Raw genomic sequence first — 19,127 nt, 5'->3', positions numbered from 1 at the left:
AACCTTGACGGGTGGGTGACCGGAACCACACGGATATGCTCGATTCGTGAGACCGACCATTGGTGTGCTGGCGCTGCAGGGCGATGTGCGCGAGCACTTCCACGCGCTGGCCGAATGCGGCGCCGATCCGGTGAACGTGCGCCGGGAGTCCGAACTGGCCGCCGTCGACGGACTGGTGCTGCCCGGCGGCGAATCGACCGCCATCAGCAAGCTGCTCGAGGTGTTCGGGTTGCTGGAGCCGCTGCGGCAGCGGCTGCGCGAGGGGATGCCCGCCTTCGGATCCTGCGCGGGGATGATTCTACTGGCCAGCGAGGTGCTCGACACCCGGCCGGATGCGCAGTCGCTGTCCGGGATCGATATGACCGTGCGGCGCAACGCCTTCGGGCGGCAGGTCGACTCGTTCGAGACCGATGTGGATTTCACCGGCCTCGACGACGGGCCGGTGCGCGCGGTGTTCATCCGTGCCCCCTGGGTCGAGCGTGTCGGCGACGGCGTGCAGGTGCTGGCGCGGGTACCGTCGGGTCCGGCCGAGGGGCGGATCGTCGCGGTGCGGCAGGGGAATGTGATGGCCACGTCGTTCCACCCGGAGGTGACCGGGGATCTGCGCGTGCACCGGATGTTCGTGAACTCCGTGCTGGCACCCGCCGAACGATAAGTGACCACGGGTCGGGCAGTAGACTGGAGCAGTTGTCTGCCGGACCTCGAGCAACCGACTGAAGGAAGTAGGGAATGAGCGGCCACTCCAAATGGGCCACCACCAAGCACAAGAAGGCTGCCCTCGACGCGAAACGCGGCAAGCTGTTCGCGAAGCTGATCAAGAACATCGAGGTGGCCGCGCGGACCGGTGGTGGTGATCCGGATGGCAACCCCACGCTGTACGACGCCATTCAGAAGGCTCGCAAGAACTCCGTGCCGCTGGACAATATCGAGCGCGCGCGCAAGCGCGGCGGCGGCGAGGAGGCCGGCGGCGCCGACTGGCAGACGATCATGTACGAGGGTTACGGTCCCAACGGGGTCGCGGTGCTGGTGGAATGCCTCACCGACAACCGCAACCGCGCCGCGGGCGAGGTCCGCGTCGCGATGACCCGCAACGGCGGCAACATGGCCGACCCGGGTTCGGTGGCCTACCTGTTCAGCCGCAAGGGCGTGGTGACGCTCGAGAAGAACGGCCGATCCGAGGACGATGTCCTGATGGCGGTCCTCGAGGCGGGCGCCGAGGAGGTCAACGACCTCGGCGACTCGTTCGAGATCATCAGCGAGCCGGGCGATCTGGTGGCCGTGCGCACCGCACTGCAGCAGGCCGGAATCGATTACGACTCGGCCGAATCCGGCTTCCAGCCCTCGGTCACCGTCCCGGTGGACGCCGACGGGGCCCGCAAGGTCTTCAAGCTGGTCGACGCCCTCGAGGACTGCGACGACGTGCAGAACGTCTACACCAATGTCGATGTCTCCGACGAGATCCTCGCCGAACTCGACGCCTAGGTCGTAAAGCGCGGGCCGCCTTCGCCGTTCGGTGGGGGCGGCTCGGTCGCGTTCGGCACTCCCTCGGCACAATGGGGTGATGACCGAACTCGTGCTGGTGCGGGGTGACATCACCGAGCAGGACGTCGATGCCGTGGTGAATGCGGCGAATTCTTCGCTGCTGGGCGGGGGTGGTGTGGACGGGGCCATTCACCGCAGGGGTGGGCCCGAGATCCTGGCGGCCTGCCGGGAGCTGCGCGCGTCGGTGTATCCCGAGGGGCTGCCGACCGGTCGCGCGGTGGCGACCACGGCCGGAAAGCTGCCCGCGCGCTGGGTGATTCACACCGTGGGGCCGGTCTGGTCGGAGCGGGAGGACCGCTCCGCGCAGCTCGCCTCGTGCTATCGCGAATCGTTGCGCGTGGCCGATGAGGTGGGGGCGCGTTCGGTGGCCTTCCCGGCCGTGTCGACGGGTGTCTACGGCTGGCCGATGGAGGACGGCGCGCGCATCGCGATCGAGACCGTGCGCTCGGCGCACACCTCGGTCGAGCAGGTTCGCTTCGTGTTGTTCACCGTCGACGCCTACGACGCCTTCGCTGTTCACCTGCGCTGAGGAGAATTTGTCGGTGCCCTCTGCAAGGCTGGGCGTGTGGCGCTTTCGCAGGAACCGTTCTCGATCCGGATCGACGTGCGCATCTCCGACGTCGATCCGCAACTACACGTCACCGGCCCCGCCTACCAGCAGTATGCCGACCATGCCCGGTTCGAATGTGTCCAGTCCGCGGGCATTTCGGTCGACCAACTGCTGGCCGACGGATACGGGCCGGTGAATCTGGAAACCACCATTCGCTACCACCGCGAACTAAGGGCGGGCGACAGCGTCGACGTCACCTGCGCATGGCTGTGGTCACCGGGTAAGACCTACCGCGTCGAACACGTCCTCACCCGCGCCGACGGCGAACTGTCCGCGACCATCAGCTACCTGAGCGGACTACTCGACCTGCGCACCCGACGGTTGGTCACGGATCCGGCCGCGGAGTGGGCCCGCCGCGCGGCCGATCCGACCCTGCTCGGTCTGCCCGCGTCCGCACAAGCGGCGCAAGGGGTTTGACCGGGCGGCCGTGTCGATGGCGGAGGAGGGCCGCGCGAGCGGTTAGACTTCGAACAATTGTTCGCGGACTCGACAGGGGTGCTTTCGTGCGGGTGATGGGTGTCGACCCCGGGCTCACCCGGTGTGGCGTGAGCATCGTCGAGGGCGGGCTGGGGCGGCAGGTGACGGCGCTGGCGGTGGACGTGATTCGCACCCCGGCCGAGATGAATCTCGCCGAGCGGCTGCTCGGGGTGGCCGACGCCGCGGAGCTGTGGATGGACACCCACCAACCGGAGGCGGTCGCCATCGAGCGGGTGTTCTCCCAGCACAATGTGCGCACCGCGATGGGCACCGCGCAGGCCGGTGGCGTGATCGCGCTGGCCGCGGCGCGCCGTGGCATACCCGTGCACTTCCATACGCCCAGCCAGGTCAAGGCCGCGGTGACCGGAAACGGATCGGCGGACAAGGCTCAGGTGACGGCCATGGTGACCCGGATCCTAGGCTTGTCCACGGCGCCCAAACCGGCCGACGCCGCCGACGCGCTCGCGCTGGCGATCTGTCACTGCTGGCGGGCGCCCATGCTGGACCGCATGGCCCGGGCCGAGGCGCTGGCCGCGGAACAGCAGCGCAAATACGCGGAAAGACTTGCCCAGCAACGGAAGGCGGTGACCCGGTGATCGCGTCGGTACGCGGCGAGGTGCTCGAGATCGGCCTCGACCACGCGGTGCTCGAGGCCGCGGGGGTGGGCTATCGGCTCAACGCCACCCCCGCGACGCTGGCCGCGCTGACCCGCGGTGCGGAGGCACGGCTCTACACCGCGATGATCGTGCGCGAGGATTCGATGACGCTGTACGGCTTCGCCGATACCGAGGCGCGCGAGCTGTTCGGCCTGCTGCAGACCGTCTCCGGGGTGGGGCCGCGGCTGGCCATGGCGGTGCTGGCGGTGCTGGAGCCGGAGGCGCTGCGCAAGGCGCTGGCGGAGAGCAATGTCGCGGCGCTCACCCGCGTGCCCGGCATCGGCAAGCGCGGTGCCGAGCGCATGGTGGTGGAGCTGCGCGACAAGGTGAATCTCGTTCCGGTGCAATCGGGTCCGCCCGGCGCCGGGCCCGCCCCGATCGTCACCCCGGTGCGCGATCAGGTCATCGAGGCACTGGTCGGGCTCGGCTTCCCGACCAAACAGGCCGAACCGGCGGTCGACGGTGTGCTGGCCGACCAGCCCGATCTGGACACCTCCAAGGCATTGCGGGCGGCGCTGGGGCTGCTGGGCAAGAATCGGTAGCGGCCCATGAGCGACGACTTCTCCGACGATTCCGAATCCCCGGTCAGCGCAAGCTATCTGCGCTCCGACGGCGAGATCGAGGCCAGCCTGCGGCCCAAATCGCTGGACGATTTCATCGGCCAGCCGCGGGTGCGCGAACAGCTGGCCCTGGTGCTGCGGGGGGCCAAGGGGCGCGGTGGCACTCCCGATCACGTGCTGCTGTCCGGTCCGCCGGGCCTGGGCAAGACCAGTATGGCGATGATCATCGCCGCCGAACTCGGTTCCGCCCTGCGCATCACCTCCGGTCCCGCGCTGGAACGAGCGGGCGATCTCGCCGCGATGCTGAGCAATCTCGTCGAGGGCGATGTGCTGTTCATCGACGAGATCCACCGGATGGCCCGGCCCGCCGAGGAGATGCTGTACCTGGCGATGGAGGACTTCCGCGTCGACGTGGTGGTCGGCAAGGGGCCGGGCGCGACCTCGATTCCGCTCGATATCGCGCCGTTCACCCTGGTCGGCGCGACCACTCGCTCGGGCGCGCTGACCGGCCCGCTGCGCGACCGCTTCGGCTTCACCGGCCATATGGACTTCTACGAACCCCAGGAGCTGCAACAGATTCTGCAGCGCTCGGCCCGCATCCTCGGCGTGCGGATCGAGGCCGACGCCGCCGCCGAGATCGCCGGTCGCTCCCGCGGCACGCCCCGCATCGCCAACCGCCTGCTGCGCCGCGTGCGCGACTACGCCGAGGTGCGCGCCGACGGCCTGGTCACCCGCGCGGTCGCCCAGGCCGCCCTCGCGGTCTACGACGTCGACGGCCTCGGCCTGGACCGCCTCGACCGCGCCGTGCTCGCCGCGCTGGTCCGCAGCTTCGGCGGCGGCCCCGTCGGCGTCTCCACCCTCGCCGTCGCCGTCGGGGAGGAGGCCGCCACGGTCGAGGAGGTCTGCGAACCCTTCCTGGTCCGCGCCGGAATGATCGCCCGCACCCCCCGGGGCCGCGTGGCCACCGCCGCCGCCTGGGAACACCTGGGCCTGGTCCCGCCCCCCGACCTGGTCTTCGGCTCCATCGAGGTCCGCGGCCGCGAATCCCACCCCACCCTGGACCTTTTCGACTGATCGCCTCAGTGCGCCGCGGTCTCCCGGGCCGCCTCTTCGGCTTCCAGCGTGCGCGCCACCACGTCGAGGAACGAGTCGACCTCCTCGATGCTGTAGGCCGCCGTGCCCGCGTGGGCCAGGCCGAAATTCACCGTGCGGACGTCGTGGCTGGTCAGGCCGTTGGGGCCGGTGTGGGCCAGCGTGGTGGTGATGCGATCGAGGAAGACATCGACCTCGTCGGCGTCGTAACCGGCGTGGTCGCGGGGTGGGGGTGAGAAGCGCAGGCGCTGCACGTCCTCGGGGGTGAGCAGGGCGTCGCCGCCGGGGTGGCGGCGCAGCCCGCGACGGGCGAATTCGAGTTCGACGCAGACCCGGTCGAGGAATTCGTCGACCTCGTCGCGGTCGTAACCGCGATGGCCCAGGGCGGCCGTGGCGAATTCGTGGCCGCGCAGTTCGGCGGCGGTCAGAACGGTGCGACCCAGGAAGGCCTGGGCGATGCGCTCGCGGAAGGCGTCCACCTCGGCGGCGTCGTAGCCGCGGTGGCCGAACGGAGCCCTGCCGAACCGCATGCGCCGCACCTCGTCGGGAGTCACCCGCTCATTCTCGCAGCCCCGGATCACTCTTTGCGCACACCATCGATCAACAGCCGCCGGATGGCCTCGATCAGGCCCGGATCGACCTCGCCGTCGGGATCGCGCAGCCCGTGCAGGATGGCGCCGAGGATCATGCCGGTGACCGCGCGGGCGGTATTGGCGGTGTCCAGATCCGCACGCAGATAACCCTGTTCGACGCCGTGCTCGAGGTAGCCCGCGGTCAGCGCGTCGGCGGTGTCGAGCAGTCCGTACAGCCGCCCGGTCAGCTCGGCATCGATGCCGGTGGCCTGGAACAGCAGCAGCTGCGCGATGCGCCGATCCTCGAGCAGGATCTTGTACAGCGATTCGCCGATGCGCTCGACCTGCCTGCGGTACTCGTCCAGGCTGGTCGCGGCGTCCGGCGCGTTGTCGGTGCCGAGCGAGTCGATGATGCGCGCGGCCAGATCGTCGATGACGTGGTCGATGATGTCGCGCTTGTTCGCGAAATAGCGGTAGAAGGTGCCGTGCCCGATGCCCAGCCGCGCGGCGATATCCGCGATTCCCGTTGCGTGGTAGCCCTTTTCGGCAAAGCAGACGAACGCCGTGTCGATGATCTCTCGGCGGAGCTCGGCCTTGCGGCGCTCGAGATGTGTGGATGGCTTCGGCACGTCGCTGATGATACGTTGTTCCGGAACGGAATGATGTGTCATTCTGTACCAGGTACTTGAAATCACAGGAGGTTCGGCGTGGCACCTCAGTACGACGCCGTCGTGGTCGGAGCCGGATTCGGCGGGATGGGCGCGGGGATCCAGCTCGACCGGCTCGGGTTGGGCAATTTCGTCATTCTCGAGCGGGAGGACGATCTGGGCGGCACCTGGCATGTGAACCGGTATCCCGGGCTGGCCGTCGATATCGCCTCGGTGACCTACTCCTATTCGTTCGAGCCCAATCCGTACTGGTCGCGGCTGTTCGCGCCGGGTGCGGAGCTCAAGAAATACGCCGAGCACGTGGCCGACAAGTACGACTTGCGGCGGCGGATGCGGTTCAACCAGGTCGTGGGCGGGGCCCGCTGGGACGAGGAGAACCAGCACTGGATCGTCTCGGTCGAGGGCGGCCGGACGCTGACCGCGCGATATCTGCTCGCGGCGACCGGCTTCCTGTCCCAGCCCTACACCCCGCCGTTCCCGGGCATCGACAGCTTCGCCGGCAAGATCATTCACACCACCGCCTGGGACGACGACTACGACCTGACCGGCCGGAAGGCCGCGATCATCGGCACCGGTGCGACCGCGGTGCAGCTGGTGCCCGAGGTCGCCCGCAAGGCCGCGGAGCTGACCGTCTTCCAGCGCACCCCGATCTGGGTCGTGCCCAAGGTCGACACTCCGATCCCGCGGCCGGTGCAGGAGCTGTTCGCGCGGATCCCGCTGACGCAGAAGGCGGCCCGGCTGGTCAACACCAGCGCGCTGGAACTGCTCATGGTGGCCGGTGTGCTGCACTACAAGCAGGCCAAACTCGGCAACAAGGGCGCGGCGCTGCTGGCCAAGGCCCATCTGCGCGCCCAGGTGCGCGACAAGCAGACCCGCCGCAAGCTCACCCCCGACTACGACTTCGGCTGCAAGCGGCCCACCTTCTCCAACACCTACTTCAAGACCTTCAACGAGCCCCATGTGCGGCTCGAGACCAATTCCATCGATCACGTCGAACCCGACGGCATCGTCACCGCCGACGGCCACAAGACCGAGATCGACACCCTCATCCTGGCCACCGGCTTCAACCTGTGGGATGTCAACTTCCCGGCCATCGAGATCATCGGCCGCGATGGGCGCAACCTCGGAAAGTTCTGGCGCGACAACCGCTTCCAGGCCTACGAGGGCATCACCGTCCCGAAGTTCCCCAACTTCCTGAGCCTCAACAGCCCCTACTCCTACAGCGGCCTGTCCTATTTCACCACCATCGAGGCCCAGATGAAGCATATGGCCCGCCTGTTCGGCGAGATGTTCCGCCGCGGCGAGCGGGTCTTCGAGGTCACCGAGCAGGCCAACGCCCGCTTCCTGGACTACGTCACCGCCAAGCTCGGCTCCTCGGTCTTCTACGGCGGCAACTGCGCCACCGCCCGCAGCTACTACTTCAACCAACACGGCGAGGCCGCCCTGCTGCGCCCGAACAGCACGCTGACCACGCACCGCGAGGCGGTGAGCTTCCCACTGGAGGACTACGCGTTCGGCACGCACGCGGCCTGAGCGTCAGGGCCCGGAGGAGGCAGCGGAGCGTAACCACGCAGGGCCCCGCTTCGGGCCGCCATGGATACGGCCTGAGCGTCAGGGCCCGGAGGAGGCAGCGGAGCGTAACCATGCAGGGCCCCGCTTCGGGCCGCCATGGATACGGCCTGAGCGATGCCGACCGTGTGGCGCGGGTGCGAGTGTGGCGGTATTGCCCGCTCCTGGCAGACTGTGGGGGTAACCACTCATCCGCACCCACAGACTAGGGACCGACGACAACGATGGAACTTCTCTTTCCGCTGCTGCTGGTAGCTCTGCTCGTGCCGATGTTCCTCGGTGTCCGCCGCCAGAAGCGCGAGGCGGAGAAGGTCGCCGACATGCAGCAGAACCTGAAGGTCGGTGATCGGGTCACCACCACGTCGGGTCTGCTCGGCACCGTCGTCGAGGTGGACGAGACCACGGTCGATCTGGAGATCGCCGAGGATGTCGTGACCACCTGGCTGCGCGCCGCGATTCGCGAGGTCCGCGCCGACGACACCACCGAGGACACCACCGCTACCCCCGAAACCGCCGCGGCCACGCCCGTCGAGGACAAGCCCGCGCCGGCGGTCAAGGAGGAATCGGTGGAGGACACCAACTCTCGGCTGACCAAGGAGTGACCCATTAGCGCTACTACACCGCCGAGCGCGGCGGTGTAGTAGCGCTGTAGCGTGTCCGCACACGCTCCCCTCGACATCGCCTAGGAGACAACGACAGTGCCACCTTCCAAGGGAACGGGGCATCCACTGCGACTGCTCGGCGCCTACGCCGCGCTGTTGGCGGTGATCTTCGCGCTGGTGTTCTTCACCGCGGACAAGTCCGTCAAGCCCAAACTCGGCATCGACCTGCAGGGCGGTACCCGGGTCACGTTGACCGCGCGCACCCCCGATGGCAACAAGCCCAGCAAGGACAGCCTCGAGCAGGCGCAGGAGATCATCGAATCCCGGGTGAACGGCCTCGGTGTGGCCGGTTCCGAGGTCGTCATCGACGGCGAGAACCTGATCATCACGGTGCCGGGGGACAACGGCGGACAGGCCAAGTCGCTGGCCACCACCGCCAAGCTCTACATTCGTCCAGTGCTGCAGGCCGGGCAGCCGATCAACAAGGGCGGTCAGCCCCAGCCGGGTCAGCCGCAGCCGGGCCAGCAGCCCCCGGCCCCGCCCGCCGATCAGCCGAATCCGGCCCCTGCCCCGGAGCCCGCGCCCGCGCCGCAGGGTGAGGCGCCGCAGAACCGGGTCTATCCGCGCCAGGCCCCCGAGCCGCCCGTGGACACCCCGGTGCCGCCCACGACTTCGCCCGCGCCGCAACCGAATCAGAACCTGACCGAGGCGCAGAAGACGCAGAAGGAAATCGCCGACGCCAAGGCGCTGCGGCAGAGCACCGACCCGCAGGTGCAGCAGCAGGCGCTCGCGACGCTGGACTGCAGCAAGCCCGATCCGCTGGCCGGTAACGACGATCCGAACCTGCCGCTGGTCACCTGTGCGACCGACGGCAGCGAGGTCTACCTGCTGGACAAGAGCCGCATCGACGGCCAGGACATCAAGGACGCCACCGCCGAATACGACACGCAGGGCACCCGCTGGGTGGTCAACATGGAGTTCAAGAACTCCGATCCCTGGGCCCAGCTGACCGGCGAATACGTCAACAAGCGCGTGGCCTTCGCGCTGGACTCCCGTGTGGTCAGCGCCCCGCGGGTGGATCAGGGACCGCAGCTCGGCGGCCGCACCTCGATCTACGGCAGCTTCACCGCCACCACCGCCAAGGAACTGGCCAACCAGCTGAAGTACGGCTCCCTGCCGCTGTCGTTCGCGACCTCCGAGGCGCAGACCGTCTCGGCGACCCTGGGCCTGTCCTCGCTGCGGGCGGGTCTGATCGCCGGTGCGATCGGCCTGATCGCCTGTCTGCTGTACTGCCTGCTCTACTACCGCATGCTCGGCTTCCTGGCCGGATTCTCGCTCGTCGCATCGGGTTTCGCGGTGTACGGCATCATCGTGCTGCTCGGCAGGTGGATCAACTTCACCCTCGACCTGGCCGGCATCGCCGGTCTGATCATCGGTATCGGTATGACCGCCGACTCGTTCGTGGTGTTCTTCGAACGCATCAAGGACGAGATGCGCGAGGGCCGCAGCTTCCGCTCGGCCGTGCCGCGCGGCTGGGCCCGCGCCCAGCGCACCAACCTCTCGGGCAAGACCGTCAGCCTGATCGCCTCGGCGGTGCTCTACATCCTGGCCGCCGGTCAGGTGCGGGGCTTCGCCTTCACCCTCGGCCTGACCACCGTGCTCGACGTGATCGTGCTGTACCTGGTCACCTCGCCGCTGATGATGATGGCCTCGCGCTCGCCGTTCTGGGCCAAGCCCGCGGTCAACGGCCTGGGCGCGGTGCAGGAATTGGCCCGCGAACGCAAGGCCGCCGCGGGCGTTCTCGCTGGCGCCGGTAAGGAGGCGTGAGAATGAGCAACTCCAGTCCCGTCCTGGACGCCCTCGACGAACCGATCGCCGAGGGGCCCAAGCACGGCTTCTTCGAGCGGCTCTACACCGGCACCGGCGGTTTCCAGATCGTCGGTCGGCGTCGGCTGTACTACATCATCAGCGCCGCGCTCGTGCTGATCGCCCTGCTGAGCATCGGGCTCAAGGGGTTCACCCTGGGCATCGACTTCGCCGGCGGCACCCGGATCCAGGTGCCCGCGTCGGGGGATATGAGCACCACGCAGGTCTCCGATGTCTACGCCCGGGCGCTGGGCCACAGCCCGGTGACCGTGCAGAAGGTCGGTGCGGGCGCGGCGTCGTCGTTCGAGATCCGCTCCGACACCCTGACCGCCGCGCAGCAGGACACGGTGCAGGCGGCACTGTTCGACGCGTTCCATCCGAAGGATTCCTCGGGCGCGGAAAGCCGCGCCGCGATCAGCATCGCCGAGATCAGTGAGACCTGGGGCGGCCAGATCACCCGCAAGGCGATCATCGCGCTGGTGGTGTTCGTGCTGCTGACGATGATCTACATCGCGATCCGATTCGAGCGCGATATGTCGATCGCCTCGATCGCCTCGCTGTTCTTCAATCTGATCGTGACCGCGGGCATCTATTCGATCGTCGGATTCGAGGTGACACCGGCGGCGGTGATCGGTCTGCTCACGGTGCTCGGCTACGTGCTCTACGACAACGTGGTCGTCTTCGACAAGGTCGAGGAGAACACCCGCGGCGTGCTGCACCTGACCCGGCGCACCTATGGGGAGCAGGCCAATCTGGCGGCCAACCAGACGCTGATGCGTTCGATCAACACCACGATCATCGGCATTCTGCCCATCATCGGCATGCTGGTGATCGCGGTGTGGCTGCTGGGCGTGGGCACGCTCAAGGATCTGGCGCTGGTGCAGCTGGTCGGCATGATCGTCGGCGCGTACTCCTCGATCTTCTTCGCGGTGCCCCTGCTGGTGTCGATCAAGGAGCGCTTCGGGCCGGTCGCCGGGCACACCAAGAAGGTGCTCGCCAAGCGGTCCAACGCCGCGCAGGCGCGGGTGCGCGAGGCGGCGGCCGAGCGGGCCGGGGCGATCAGCACCCCGGTGCGGCCGCGCGAATACGGTTCGGGCGCACCGAGACCCGGGGCCCGACCCAGCGGGAAACGGCACAAGAGAAGGCACTGAGGGGCGCGCATGCGGTTCACTCGACAGCTGGCCGCAGCGCTGACCGCGGGCGCACTCGTCTCGGGTGTGCTCGCGGGGTGCTCCAGTAAGAATCAGGTGCCCTCGATCGGCTACGCGGTCGACGCGGCGCCGGTCAGCTACAACGGCGGCAGCGCGCTCGGCGCGAACGGCGGTGCGGCGGCGGTGTTCTCGCGGGTGCTGACCGGATTCTTCTACACCGGCCCGGACGGCCAGCCGGTCGCCGACACCGACTTCGGCACCGCCAAGGAGGTGCCCGGCGAGGCGCAGACCATCCAGTACCGGCTCAATCCGGACGGCGTCTACTCCGACGGCGTGCCCACCTCCTGCGACGACCTGGTGCTCGAATGGGCCGCGCGCAGTGGGCGATACAAGCAGTTCGACGCCGCCTCCACGGCCGGATACTCCGATATCGAGCGGGTGGACTGCCAGCCCGGCTCCAAGGACGCGACCGTGGTGTTCCGGCCCGACCGGCACTTCCTGGCCTGGAAGACGCTGTTCAACGCCGGTGATCTGATGCCCGCGCACATCGCCGCGCAGGCCGCCGGCATTCCGAATGTGGTGTCGGCGGTGCAGTCTCGCGATCAGGCGGTGCTGGACCGGCTGGCGCAGTTCTGGAACACCGGCTGGAATCTGAAGCCGGGCAACATCGATACCAAGCTGCTGCCGTCCTCGGGCCCGTATCGCGTCGAATCGTTCAGCGACAGCGACGGTCTGGTGCTGGTCAAGAACGACAAGTGGTGGGGTGATGCCGCCAAGACGCCGCGCGTCGTGGTGTGGACCCGCGCCAGCGATCTGGCCAAGAAGATCTCCGACAAGGCCGTCGGCGTGGTCGACGTCGGGGCGGGTTCGATCAAGGACCTGAGTCTGAACGGGTTCTCGGTGCGACAGGTGCCCGGGCGCGGGGCCGAACAGCTGGTGCTGGCCACCGGCGGCCCGTTCGCCTCGCCCGATGTGCGTCGGGCGTTCGCGGCATGTGTGCCGCGGCAGGCGCTGTTCGACGAGCTCGGCCATCCCGGCTTCGACGCCAAGTCCGGTCTGGGCTCGGGCCTGCTGAATTCCCGGACGGTGCAACAGGATTCGCCGTACTACCCCGCGGTGACGGGTCCGGCCGACAAGTACCGGAGCGGCGATGCCGCCGCGGCGCGCCAGGGGCTGGGTAACCAGAATCCGACCGTGCGGATCGGTTACCGCACACCCGACGACCGGCGCGCGCAGACGGTCGCGATGATCGCCGAGGCCTGCAAGCCGGCGGGCATCACCGTCGTCGACGCGGGCGCGCCGGATTTCGTGCCGACGCAGCTGAGCGAGGGCAAGGTCGACGCGGTGCTGGGCGGTACGGCCGCCGCGCCCGGGCCGTCCGGCTCGCTGCCGGGTATCGAGGCCGTGGCCGCGCTGCACGGCGGGCAGGGCCTGAATTTCGGGCGATACGGTAACGGGCGTTACGATGCGATCGCGGATCAGCTTGCGGCCGACGAGAATTCGACGACCGTATTGAATCTCGACGGCGAGGCGGAGAACCTGTTGTGGAACGACATGCCGTCGATCCCGCTGTTCGCCACGCCGCGCACCATCGCGTTCGGTGAGGGCATGGAGAACGGGATCGCGAACCCGACCAAGGCCGGATCGGGTTGGAATATGGACCGCTGGGTGTTGCAGCGGTGAGCGTCCCCGGGCGCGAGATGAGGGAGTGGGTGTAGATGAGCAAGCATGGAATGGTGGAGACCGAGGAGTCGGCGGGTGAGCGGATCGCGCGGGCGTCGGAGGCCGTGCAGCGGCTGACGCGCTGGCACGACGACTTCCCCAGTCCCGGCGTGCGGTTCGCCGACCTGACGCCGGTCTTCGCCGATGCCGAGGGCTTCCATGCGGTCATCGATTGCCTGGGCGCGGTCGCTTCCGACGTCGATCTGGTCGCGGGCGTGGACGCCCGCGGCTTCCTGCTCGGCGCGGGCGTGGCCGCGGTGCTCGGCACCGGTGTGGTGGCCGTGCGCAAGGCGGGCAAGCTGCCGCCGCCCGTGCTCTCGCGCGAATACACCCTCGAATACGGTTCGGCCGCGCTGGAGATCCCGGCCGACGGCGTGGAACTGTCCGGTCGCCGGGTGCTGCTGCTCGACGACGTGCTCGCCACCGGCGGCACCCTGGCCGCGGCCGCCGAGCTGTTCACCTCGGCGGGCGCCCAAGTCGCCGCGGCGGCGGTCGTGCTCGAGCTGAGCTTCCTCGGCGGCCGCGAGCGCCAGGGGGATTACCCCCTCACCTCGATACGCTGTATTTGATGGCCTCCGCTTCGCTCCGGCCGCGAACCGTGGGCGTAGCTGTTGTGACCACTGTGGTCGAACACTAAGATCGGCCTGCATGAGTCGCCCCCGCCGCACGCGTCTGTCCCTGGCGCTCGTCGGTGCGATGGGCGTGATCTTCGCGGTGGGTGCCGCGACCGCATCCGCGGCTCCTTCGGCCGCCCTGCGCGGCGGCACGTCGATCGCCGCGCATGTGACCGGTGAGCAGGCCGGTCGGGTGTGCCGGATCGCGAGCGCGGGTGTCGACATGCCCTGGCGGCCGGTGGGTTCCGACGGCACGGTCGATCTCGACACCGGCCCGGTGCACGCCGGACGGCATCTGGCCCGCGTCGTCTGCGAGGATCCGCGCGTCGGCGCCGCGTCGGTGCGCACCGTCGGCCGTGCGGCGGAGGTCGTCACCGGGCACTGGGCCCCGGCCTTCGAATTCCTCCACCACCATCGCCTCGAGGTGCTCACCCCGCGCGGGCACGCGGCGACCTAGAAGCGGGCCACCAGACGGGCGATGAGACCGGTCACCACGAGCCAGAACACCGCTGCCAGACCGTAATTGATGATCACGTCCAGGTCGCCGTTGCCGGTGTGGAACAGGCCCGGGAAGAACAGCGCCAGCGGCTCGGCCAGGCCCTTGATGAAGGTGAAGAACCGGTTGTCGGGGTTCGCGTTCAGCACCAGCATCAGGATGTAGATGGCCTCGATGACCGCGAAGACCGCGCCGACAGCGCTGATGATGGCCGCGGCCCCGCTACCGGCGCCGCCCCGGGCTCGATAAGTGCGATATCTGTACATGCCACGGGCGTGCCCGCTTTGCGGTTGGTCGAAACGGACACGCCGACGAAGTTCTGGGTCCTTGACGGAGGAATTTTCGGTTCAGCTCGCGGGTTCGGCGTATTTGCCCAGGTCGCTGGCCTGCAGGGCGGCCGCGTCGTTGACGCCGATGACGTAGCCGTCGGGATCGCGGAAGTAGAACATGCGCTGGCCGGTGTGATCGCCGCCCATCGGCTTGACGATCTCGGCCAGCGCCGAAAACCGTTGATACACAGCATCGATATCGTCGACGCCGAGATAGAACATGCCCGCGAATCCGACCGGTGTGTCCGCGAGCACGGGCAGCCAGTTCTTCAGATCGGCGTTGCGATAGATCATGGCGCAGAACTGGCCGCGGAAGAGCAGCATATGGATGTCGTCGCCGGGCCGGGCGGTGCTGGAGTCCACCTCGAAGCCGAGCGATGTGTAGAACTCGATGCTGGTGGCGGTGTCGCGCACGCTGATACAGGGTGCAAAGGTCATGATCCCTCCTCGATTGATGGCTACCCCTCGGCTATCAGTTTATCGTTACGGACGTCCGTACCAATGAAATGAGAGCGGGGTCACTCGCGCGGTCCGCTCGCTCAGGCGGGAGAGACCCCGAGTATCAGGCCGAGCACCGCGCGGATCTCGGCCCGGTCCGGCGGTGTCGGGGCCGCCATCGACTGCAGACACAGCCCGTTCATCGCGGCCTGGAGCGCGGCCGCTCGAACCGGCCCCACCAGCGGAGTCAGCGCCTCGATCGTGCCCGAGGTGTCACGCGCGGCGAGGTCGCGCAGGCCCGGCCGACGCAGCGCGGCCACGTAGAGCTCGTACTCCACGACCGCCCCGATGCGGCCGGGCCCGGTGGCCGTAGCGACCACCGCATCGGCGAGCGCATCGGCGAGTTCTTCGGGTGTATCGCCCGCATGCTCCGCGGCCCACTCCCGCATATAGGCGGCAAATCGATCCACGGTCCGCTGCAGACCCACCCGGATCAGCGCCTCGCGGTCCTTGTAGTGATAGGTCGTCGAACTGAGCGACACATCCGCACGCTCGGCAATGGCCCGATGACTGAGCCCCTCGATCCCTCGCTCGGCAATGAGCTCCTCGACCACCTCCGCAATGCGCTGCGGACGGTCCGGATCGTGGCGGCGCTGCCTGCGCGGTCGCGCGGCCGTTTCGTGGCTCGTCATCGCATCCTCGCTCGTCATTGGTACAAGTGTCCACAACGGTACTCCGCGGCACGCGGTTCGAGGTTCGAGGACTGCGGGTCCTCGATGGAGGCATTGGTCTCGAGGAGTCGGTGCGCCATCCGGTGGGACTCGTGTGCGGGTCGCTTCGGCAGCCTGCCGGAAAACCCTGTCTACGAGGCAATTCCGATGATTCGACGCGAGGGGAGTTGACAAACCGGCTCGCCTACGTGAAGCTTTGTGCAGCGCCACAGTTGTGCCTCCATCCCGAATCTCCGGGCCTCCCAATACTTCTCGACAATGGCTTCGTCTACGCCCGTGGACGAAGCCATTGTCGTTTCGCTGTCGAATCCGCTCACGACGGAGTAACTCATGACCGAACACGACGACACTCAGACCGATCGCGAAAATGCCATCGCCACCGGCACTTTGCAGGTGGACGTGCGGGTGAAGCAGTGACTACGCCGACCTATCCGAAACCGGGCGAATTCCCGGATTTCGAACAGTTCATGCTCGATCTCTTCGGTCCGATGGCGACCACCCTCACCAGCCTCCCCGCCACGGGTGATCAGTTCACCGCGAAGTTGCCGTTCCTGTGGGTGCGTACGCTCGGCGGCACGCTGGACGGCAACGAGATCACCTATATCGCGAAGGTCCGGGTGGTCGCCGTGGCTCGCACGCGCACCGAGGCCCAGCAACTCGCGGGCCGCGCCCGCGAGGCCATGCTCAACACTCCAGCCACCCGCGTGAACGGCGTGCTGATCGATTGGGCCGAGGAAACGGTCGCGGCCGAGGTCAAATACTTTCCGCCCACTGTGCAGCGCAGCCAGGGTGTGGCGGATCTGCCGAATCTCGACCCGCTCGAGCAGATGGTCGAGATCGGTTTCACGCTGCACGCCCGCCGCCAGTAGTCGGCGGCGGAAATTCAATCCCACGAATGGAGAACAAATGCCCGCCACGAACCTGATGACGCTCAAGGACGCGCAGCGCGAACTGCTGCTGAAGCCGCTCGACGCGGCGGTCTTCCTCGCCCCCTGGTACACCCCGGCCCCGGCGCGGTTCACCGACTCGGCCGGTGCGCTGCAGACCCTGCCCGTGGAATACAAGTCGGTCGGCCTGATCGACAAGAAGTCCGGAATTGCCTTCGCGCGCAACGTGACCGCCGCCCCGATCGAGTCCTACGGCGAGCTGGAGCCGTCCCGCAACGACATCACCAGCGACACCACGACGATCGAGTTCGAGCCGCAGCAGACCAATGCGCTCACCCTGGCGCTGACCACCAGCGCCAACCTCGAGGCCGTGAAGGCCGACGCGCAGTCCGGTGAGATCCGTTTCGCCCAGCCGTCCTCCGAGCAGATCACCTACTACTCGGCCATCGTCATCGCCAAGGACGGCAACGACGCGCTGCCGATCTACGTGTTCAAGGTGATGCCGAAGGTGGCGGTCACCAAGTACGCCGGTGAGCAGTGGACCGCGACCAACATCCTGTCCCAGAAGCTCACCCTGACCGCTTTCAAGGACGACACCGCCGGCTTCGCCGTCGCGCACGGCTTCGGTGGGGCCGGTTGGAAGAAGCTGGTCGGCAAGGCCGGATTCGCGACCGCTCCCGCCAGCTGATCGCGAGCCCTCGACGTGGGGGCGTGCCGTGCGTCTCCGGTCACCGCACGCCCCCACACTTTCTTGAATCTGTACCGGAGAGAACAGACAGGTCACCATGATTCCCACCCAATACCCCGTCACCCTGACCGACGGCCAGAACGAATACCAGGTGTTCGACGCCACCTCGTACGTCAACGCGGTCTTCAAGTTCGGCCACCAGCCGGTCACCGCCACCGCGGCCAAGAGCCGACAGAAGTAGTTCAGCGCCGCCGTATGCCTGTGCGTACCAGCGCAGTCGACGCACGGGCATGCGCGGCGGCCGAATTCCACAGTGAAATCAGCGATTTGGATGACCGACATCGCGCCCAACCGGAGACAAGACAATGGCGAACCAGCGCAAGAAGACCGAGCCCGGCCTCAGTGACGAAGGCCGTTTCTACGAGATCCAGCAGGAACTCGCGGCCAAGCGCCGCGGTCCCTACCACCTGACCGCCGACATCGCGATCCAGCCGCTCACCCGCCGTCAGGCCCGCGCCCTGCGCGAAACCGACGACGAGGAACGGCAATTGGCCATCCTGCTCGGCGACCAATACGAGGCCGTCGAAGAGCTCTACGCCGATCGCCCGCTCGACGAGTGGGTCGCCTTCCAGAACGACCTCTACGCCCACTTCTACGGCGAGGGCGCCGCGGAGCTGCCGGGGGGATCCTCGGGCTCGTAGAGTTCTGGGATCGTTTCGGTGCCGCCCTCGACTACGACCTGCTCGAACGCGGCATCGATATCCGAGAATGCTTCGGGCCCAGAGAACTTCGCATCCGCGACTGGCGCACCATCTGGCGCTTCAAGGACCGCCTTCCGCGCGGGTCGCGATACAAGTCCGCGTTGCTGATGGACACACAGCTGGCCGAACAGGCCCTGGCCTTGGACGACGACACCGACCACGCCCCCACCCCGGACGGCTACTCTCTCGACACCTACCTCCTACTGACGATCATCGACGGCCTGCAGGGCGTGCAGGCCGCGGTCATCGCCGCGGCCGGAGCGGACCCACCCCGGGTCGAGCCGATGCCGCGGCCGGTGACGGCCGTGGAGAGGGTGCGGGAGGAACGGCGGCTGCGGACGATGCAGGAACTCATCGATGTGTTCACCGCGTCGGCGCCGAGTGACGTCGGCACCGGGGCGGAAGACGAATGATAATGTGCCGTAGGCGCTTCAGCGGGAGGAACGGGAAATGACCTACTCGGAGTACAGGGACCGCGAGGTGTCCTGGGAGCTGAACCGCAGGGAGGGCGTCACCTTCAGCGCGGAGTTCCCATATCGGGCCGTGGTCGACGGTGTGGTACTGGAGATCAAAATTGGGGATTTTCCGGCGGAGTCCGCGTATACGCTGTTCGCTGACGGTGAGCCGGTGGACGAGTTCGACAGTTTTCCCGACAACTGGACTCGGCCGCCTGGTTGGTGACATCCCTCGGTACGTCCTCGCGTCGGTGACTTTCCATCGCGGGGGCTACGACTCGTGACTCGGCAACTGTCCGAGTAGCAGAGAATATTGAATCGAATTCGGGCGGGCAATCATTTGCCCGCCCGATGTCGTGCTGCTCGATGACGCAACGACAGGTATATGAAAAATGACCTCCAATGAGGGCAGTACGCCTCCTGGTTACGTGCCCAGAAAATTTCTCCCACCTATTCAGGGGCCACTTCCTCCACGAACCAGAGTCCCAGTTCCGCAGAATCTCGGTGAGTTCACGTTGAGCCCGGATGATTCCGCTGAGCAAACCGGGCTCAAGATCAGAAGCTGGTACAACGCGCAGGATCGAAAGATCCCCGCATTGAACGAGCAGTGGATCAGTGAGGGGGTGGGCCTCGAAGAGCGA

The 19,127-nt window shown here is 67.6% G+C and carries 25 protein-coding genes; 20 read left to right on the top strand and 5 right to left on the bottom strand.

Going from position 1 to position 19,127, the window contains the following annotated elements:
• The first annotated feature begins 46 nt into the window (after nucleotides 1–46).
• The 7 genes from pdxT to ruvB all read left to right on the top strand — a co-directional run bounded on the left by pdxT (nucleotide 47) and on the right by ruvB (nucleotide 4,919).
• Nucleotides 47–655, top strand: a complete 609-nt coding sequence (gene pdxT / locus NDR87_RS13130; protein ID WP_251912416.1) for a pyridoxal 5'-phosphate synthase glutaminase subunit PdxT — start codon at nucleotides 47–49, stop codon at nucleotides 653–655.
• 74 nt (nucleotides 656–729) lie between these two features.
• Nucleotides 730–1,482, top strand: coding sequence for a YebC/PmpR family DNA-binding transcriptional regulator (locus tag NDR87_RS13125; RefSeq protein WP_251912418.1), 753 nt, complete (start codon nucleotides 730–732; stop codon nucleotides 1,480–1,482).
• 79 nt (nucleotides 1,483–1,561) lie between these two features.
• Complete coding sequence (locus NDR87_RS13120) at nucleotides 1,562–2,071, top strand: O-acetyl-ADP-ribose deacetylase (RefSeq protein ID WP_251912420.1); 510 nt, start codon at nucleotides 1,562–1,564, stop codon at nucleotides 2,069–2,071.
• A 36-nt stretch (nucleotides 2,072–2,107) separates the two neighbouring features.
• Nucleotides 2,108–2,569 (top strand): acyl-CoA thioesterase, encoded by a 462-nt coding sequence (locus NDR87_RS13115; protein WP_251912422.1) that lies wholly within the window; start codon nucleotides 2,108–2,110, stop codon nucleotides 2,567–2,569.
• An 86-nt stretch (nucleotides 2,570–2,655) separates the two neighbouring features.
• Nucleotides 2,656–3,225 carry a crossover junction endodeoxyribonuclease RuvC gene (ruvC, locus tag NDR87_RS13110; protein WP_251912423.1) on the top strand — a complete coding sequence of 190 codons (570 nt, stop codon included), beginning with the start codon at nucleotides 2,656–2,658 and terminating at the stop codon, nucleotides 3,223–3,225.
• Nucleotides 3,222–3,827, top strand: coding sequence for a Holliday junction branch migration protein RuvA (gene ruvA, locus NDR87_RS13105; RefSeq protein ID WP_251912425.1), 606 nt, complete (start codon nucleotides 3,222–3,224; stop codon nucleotides 3,825–3,827). Before ruvC ends, ruvA begins: the two co-directional genes overlap by 4 nt.
• A 6-nt stretch (nucleotides 3,828–3,833) precedes the next feature.
• Nucleotides 3,834–4,919: a Holliday junction branch migration DNA helicase RuvB gene (gene ruvB / locus NDR87_RS13100; protein ID WP_251912426.1), complete on the top strand. Its 1,086-nt coding sequence runs from the start codon at nucleotides 3,834–3,836 to the stop codon at nucleotides 4,917–4,919.
• A gap of 5 nt (nucleotides 4,920–4,924) precedes the next feature.
• Here ruvB and NDR87_RS37720 read toward each other — a convergent pair whose 3' ends face one another.
• Together NDR87_RS37720 and NDR87_RS13090 are read right to left on the bottom strand one after the other, a co-directional pair.
• A complete protein-coding gene (locus NDR87_RS37720) occupies nucleotides 4,925–5,491 on the bottom strand; it encodes a DivIVA domain-containing protein (protein WP_251912428.1) in 567 nt (188 codons plus the stop codon).
• A gap of 23 nt (nucleotides 5,492–5,514) precedes the next feature.
• The gene (locus NDR87_RS13090) at nucleotides 5,515–6,147 is read right to left on the bottom strand and encodes a TetR/AcrR family transcriptional regulator (RefSeq protein WP_372494163.1); all 633 of its coding nucleotides are present in this window, start codon (nucleotides 6,145–6,147) and stop codon (nucleotides 5,515–5,517) included.
• 69 nt (nucleotides 6,148–6,216) lie between these two features.
• Here NDR87_RS13090 and NDR87_RS13085 point away from each other — a divergent pair, with 69 nt between their 5' ends.
• From NDR87_RS13085 to NDR87_RS13055, 7 genes are all read left to right on the top strand, one after another.
• The gene (locus NDR87_RS13085; RefSeq protein ID WP_251912432.1) at nucleotides 6,217–7,710 is read left to right on the top strand and encodes an NAD(P)/FAD-dependent oxidoreductase; all 1,494 of its coding nucleotides are present in this window, start codon (nucleotides 6,217–6,219) and stop codon (nucleotides 7,708–7,710) included.
• Between the two features lie 260 nt (nucleotides 7,711–7,970).
• Nucleotides 7,971–8,348, top strand: coding sequence for a preprotein translocase subunit YajC (gene yajC, locus NDR87_RS13080; RefSeq protein ID WP_251912434.1), 378 nt, complete (start codon nucleotides 7,971–7,973; stop codon nucleotides 8,346–8,348).
• A 96-nt stretch (nucleotides 8,349–8,444) separates the two neighbouring features.
• Complete coding sequence (gene secD / locus NDR87_RS13075; RefSeq protein WP_251912436.1) at nucleotides 8,445–10,175, top strand: protein translocase subunit SecD; 1,731 nt, start codon at nucleotides 8,445–8,447, stop codon at nucleotides 10,173–10,175.
• A 2-nt stretch (nucleotides 10,176–10,177) separates the two neighbouring features.
• Nucleotides 10,178–11,365 carry a protein translocase subunit SecF gene (secF, locus tag NDR87_RS13070; protein WP_251912438.1) on the top strand — a complete coding sequence of 396 codons (1,188 nt, stop codon included), beginning with the start codon at nucleotides 10,178–10,180 and terminating at the stop codon, nucleotides 11,363–11,365.
• 9 nt (nucleotides 11,366–11,374) lie between these two features.
• A complete protein-coding gene (locus NDR87_RS13065; protein ID WP_251912440.1) occupies nucleotides 11,375–13,048 on the top strand; it encodes an ABC transporter substrate-binding protein in 1,674 nt (557 codons plus the stop codon).
• A gap of 35 nt (nucleotides 13,049–13,083) precedes the next feature.
• A complete protein-coding gene (locus NDR87_RS13060; RefSeq protein WP_251912443.1) occupies nucleotides 13,084–13,656 on the top strand; it encodes an adenine phosphoribosyltransferase in 573 nt (190 codons plus the stop codon).
• A 79-nt stretch (nucleotides 13,657–13,735) separates the two neighbouring features.
• Nucleotides 13,736–14,158 (top strand): hypothetical protein, encoded by a 423-nt coding sequence (locus NDR87_RS13055; protein WP_251912445.1) that lies wholly within the window; start codon nucleotides 13,736–13,738, stop codon nucleotides 14,156–14,158.
• On the opposite strand, the gene NDR87_RS13050 is transcribed toward NDR87_RS13055, so the two are convergent.
• The 3 genes from NDR87_RS13050 to NDR87_RS13040 all read right to left on the bottom strand — a co-directional run bounded on the left by NDR87_RS13050 (nucleotide 14,155) and on the right by NDR87_RS13040 (nucleotide 15,674).
• Entirely contained in the window at nucleotides 14,155–14,463 is a 309-nt protein-coding gene (locus NDR87_RS13050) for a hypothetical protein (RefSeq protein ID WP_251912446.1), read from the bottom strand. The two genes, NDR87_RS13055 and NDR87_RS13050, sit on opposite strands and share 4 nt — an antisense overlap.
• 81 nt (nucleotides 14,464–14,544) lie before the next feature.
• The gene (locus NDR87_RS13045) at nucleotides 14,545–14,964 is read right to left on the bottom strand and encodes a glyoxalase/bleomycin resistance/extradiol dioxygenase family protein (RefSeq protein ID WP_251912448.1); all 420 of its coding nucleotides are present in this window, start codon (nucleotides 14,962–14,964) and stop codon (nucleotides 14,545–14,547) included.
• A gap of 101 nt (nucleotides 14,965–15,065) precedes the next feature.
• Entirely contained in the window at nucleotides 15,066–15,674 is a 609-nt protein-coding gene (locus NDR87_RS13040) for a TetR/AcrR family transcriptional regulator (protein ID WP_251912450.1), read from the bottom strand.
• 434 nt (nucleotides 15,675–16,108) lie between these two features.
• On the opposite strand from NDR87_RS13040, the gene NDR87_RS13035 reads away from it, so the two are divergent.
• The 6 genes from NDR87_RS13035 (at nucleotide 16,109) to NDR87_RS13010 (ending at nucleotide 18,712) form a co-directional block, all read left to right on the top strand.
• Complete coding sequence (locus NDR87_RS13035) at nucleotides 16,109–16,564, top strand: hypothetical protein (protein WP_251912452.1); 456 nt, start codon at nucleotides 16,109–16,111, stop codon at nucleotides 16,562–16,564.
• Between the two features lie 37 nt (nucleotides 16,565–16,601).
• Nucleotides 16,602–17,270, top strand: a complete 669-nt coding sequence (locus tag NDR87_RS13030) for a hypothetical protein (protein WP_251912454.1) — start codon at nucleotides 16,602–16,604, stop codon at nucleotides 17,268–17,270.
• A 97-nt stretch (nucleotides 17,271–17,367) separates the two neighbouring features.
• Nucleotides 17,368–17,511 carry a hypothetical protein gene (locus tag NDR87_RS13025; RefSeq protein ID WP_251912456.1) on the top strand — a complete coding sequence of 48 codons (144 nt, stop codon included), beginning with the start codon at nucleotides 17,368–17,370 and terminating at the stop codon, nucleotides 17,509–17,511.
• A 124-nt stretch (nucleotides 17,512–17,635) separates the two neighbouring features.
• Nucleotides 17,636–17,971, top strand: coding sequence for a hypothetical protein (locus NDR87_RS13020; protein WP_251912458.1), 336 nt, complete (start codon nucleotides 17,636–17,638; stop codon nucleotides 17,969–17,971).
• Between the two features lie 161 nt (nucleotides 17,972–18,132).
• Nucleotides 18,133–18,444 carry a hypothetical protein gene (locus NDR87_RS13015; RefSeq protein WP_251912459.1) on the top strand — a complete coding sequence of 104 codons (312 nt, stop codon included), beginning with the start codon at nucleotides 18,133–18,135 and terminating at the stop codon, nucleotides 18,442–18,444.
• Between the two features lie 37 nt (nucleotides 18,445–18,481).
• Entirely contained in the window at nucleotides 18,482–18,712 is a 231-nt protein-coding gene (locus NDR87_RS13010; protein ID WP_251912461.1) for a hypothetical protein, read from the top strand.
• The last annotated feature ends 415 nt before the right edge of the window (nucleotides 18,713–19,127 follow it).

It is taken from the genome of Nocardia sp. CDC159, assembly GCF_023740735.1.
In the GTDB taxonomy this organism is placed as follows: Bacteria; Actinomycetota; Actinomycetes; order Mycobacteriales; family Mycobacteriaceae; genus Nocardia; species Nocardia pulmonis.
The sequence above is the reverse complement of the archived record's forward strand: the minus strand, read 5'-3'. Positions and strand labels throughout refer to the sequence as shown.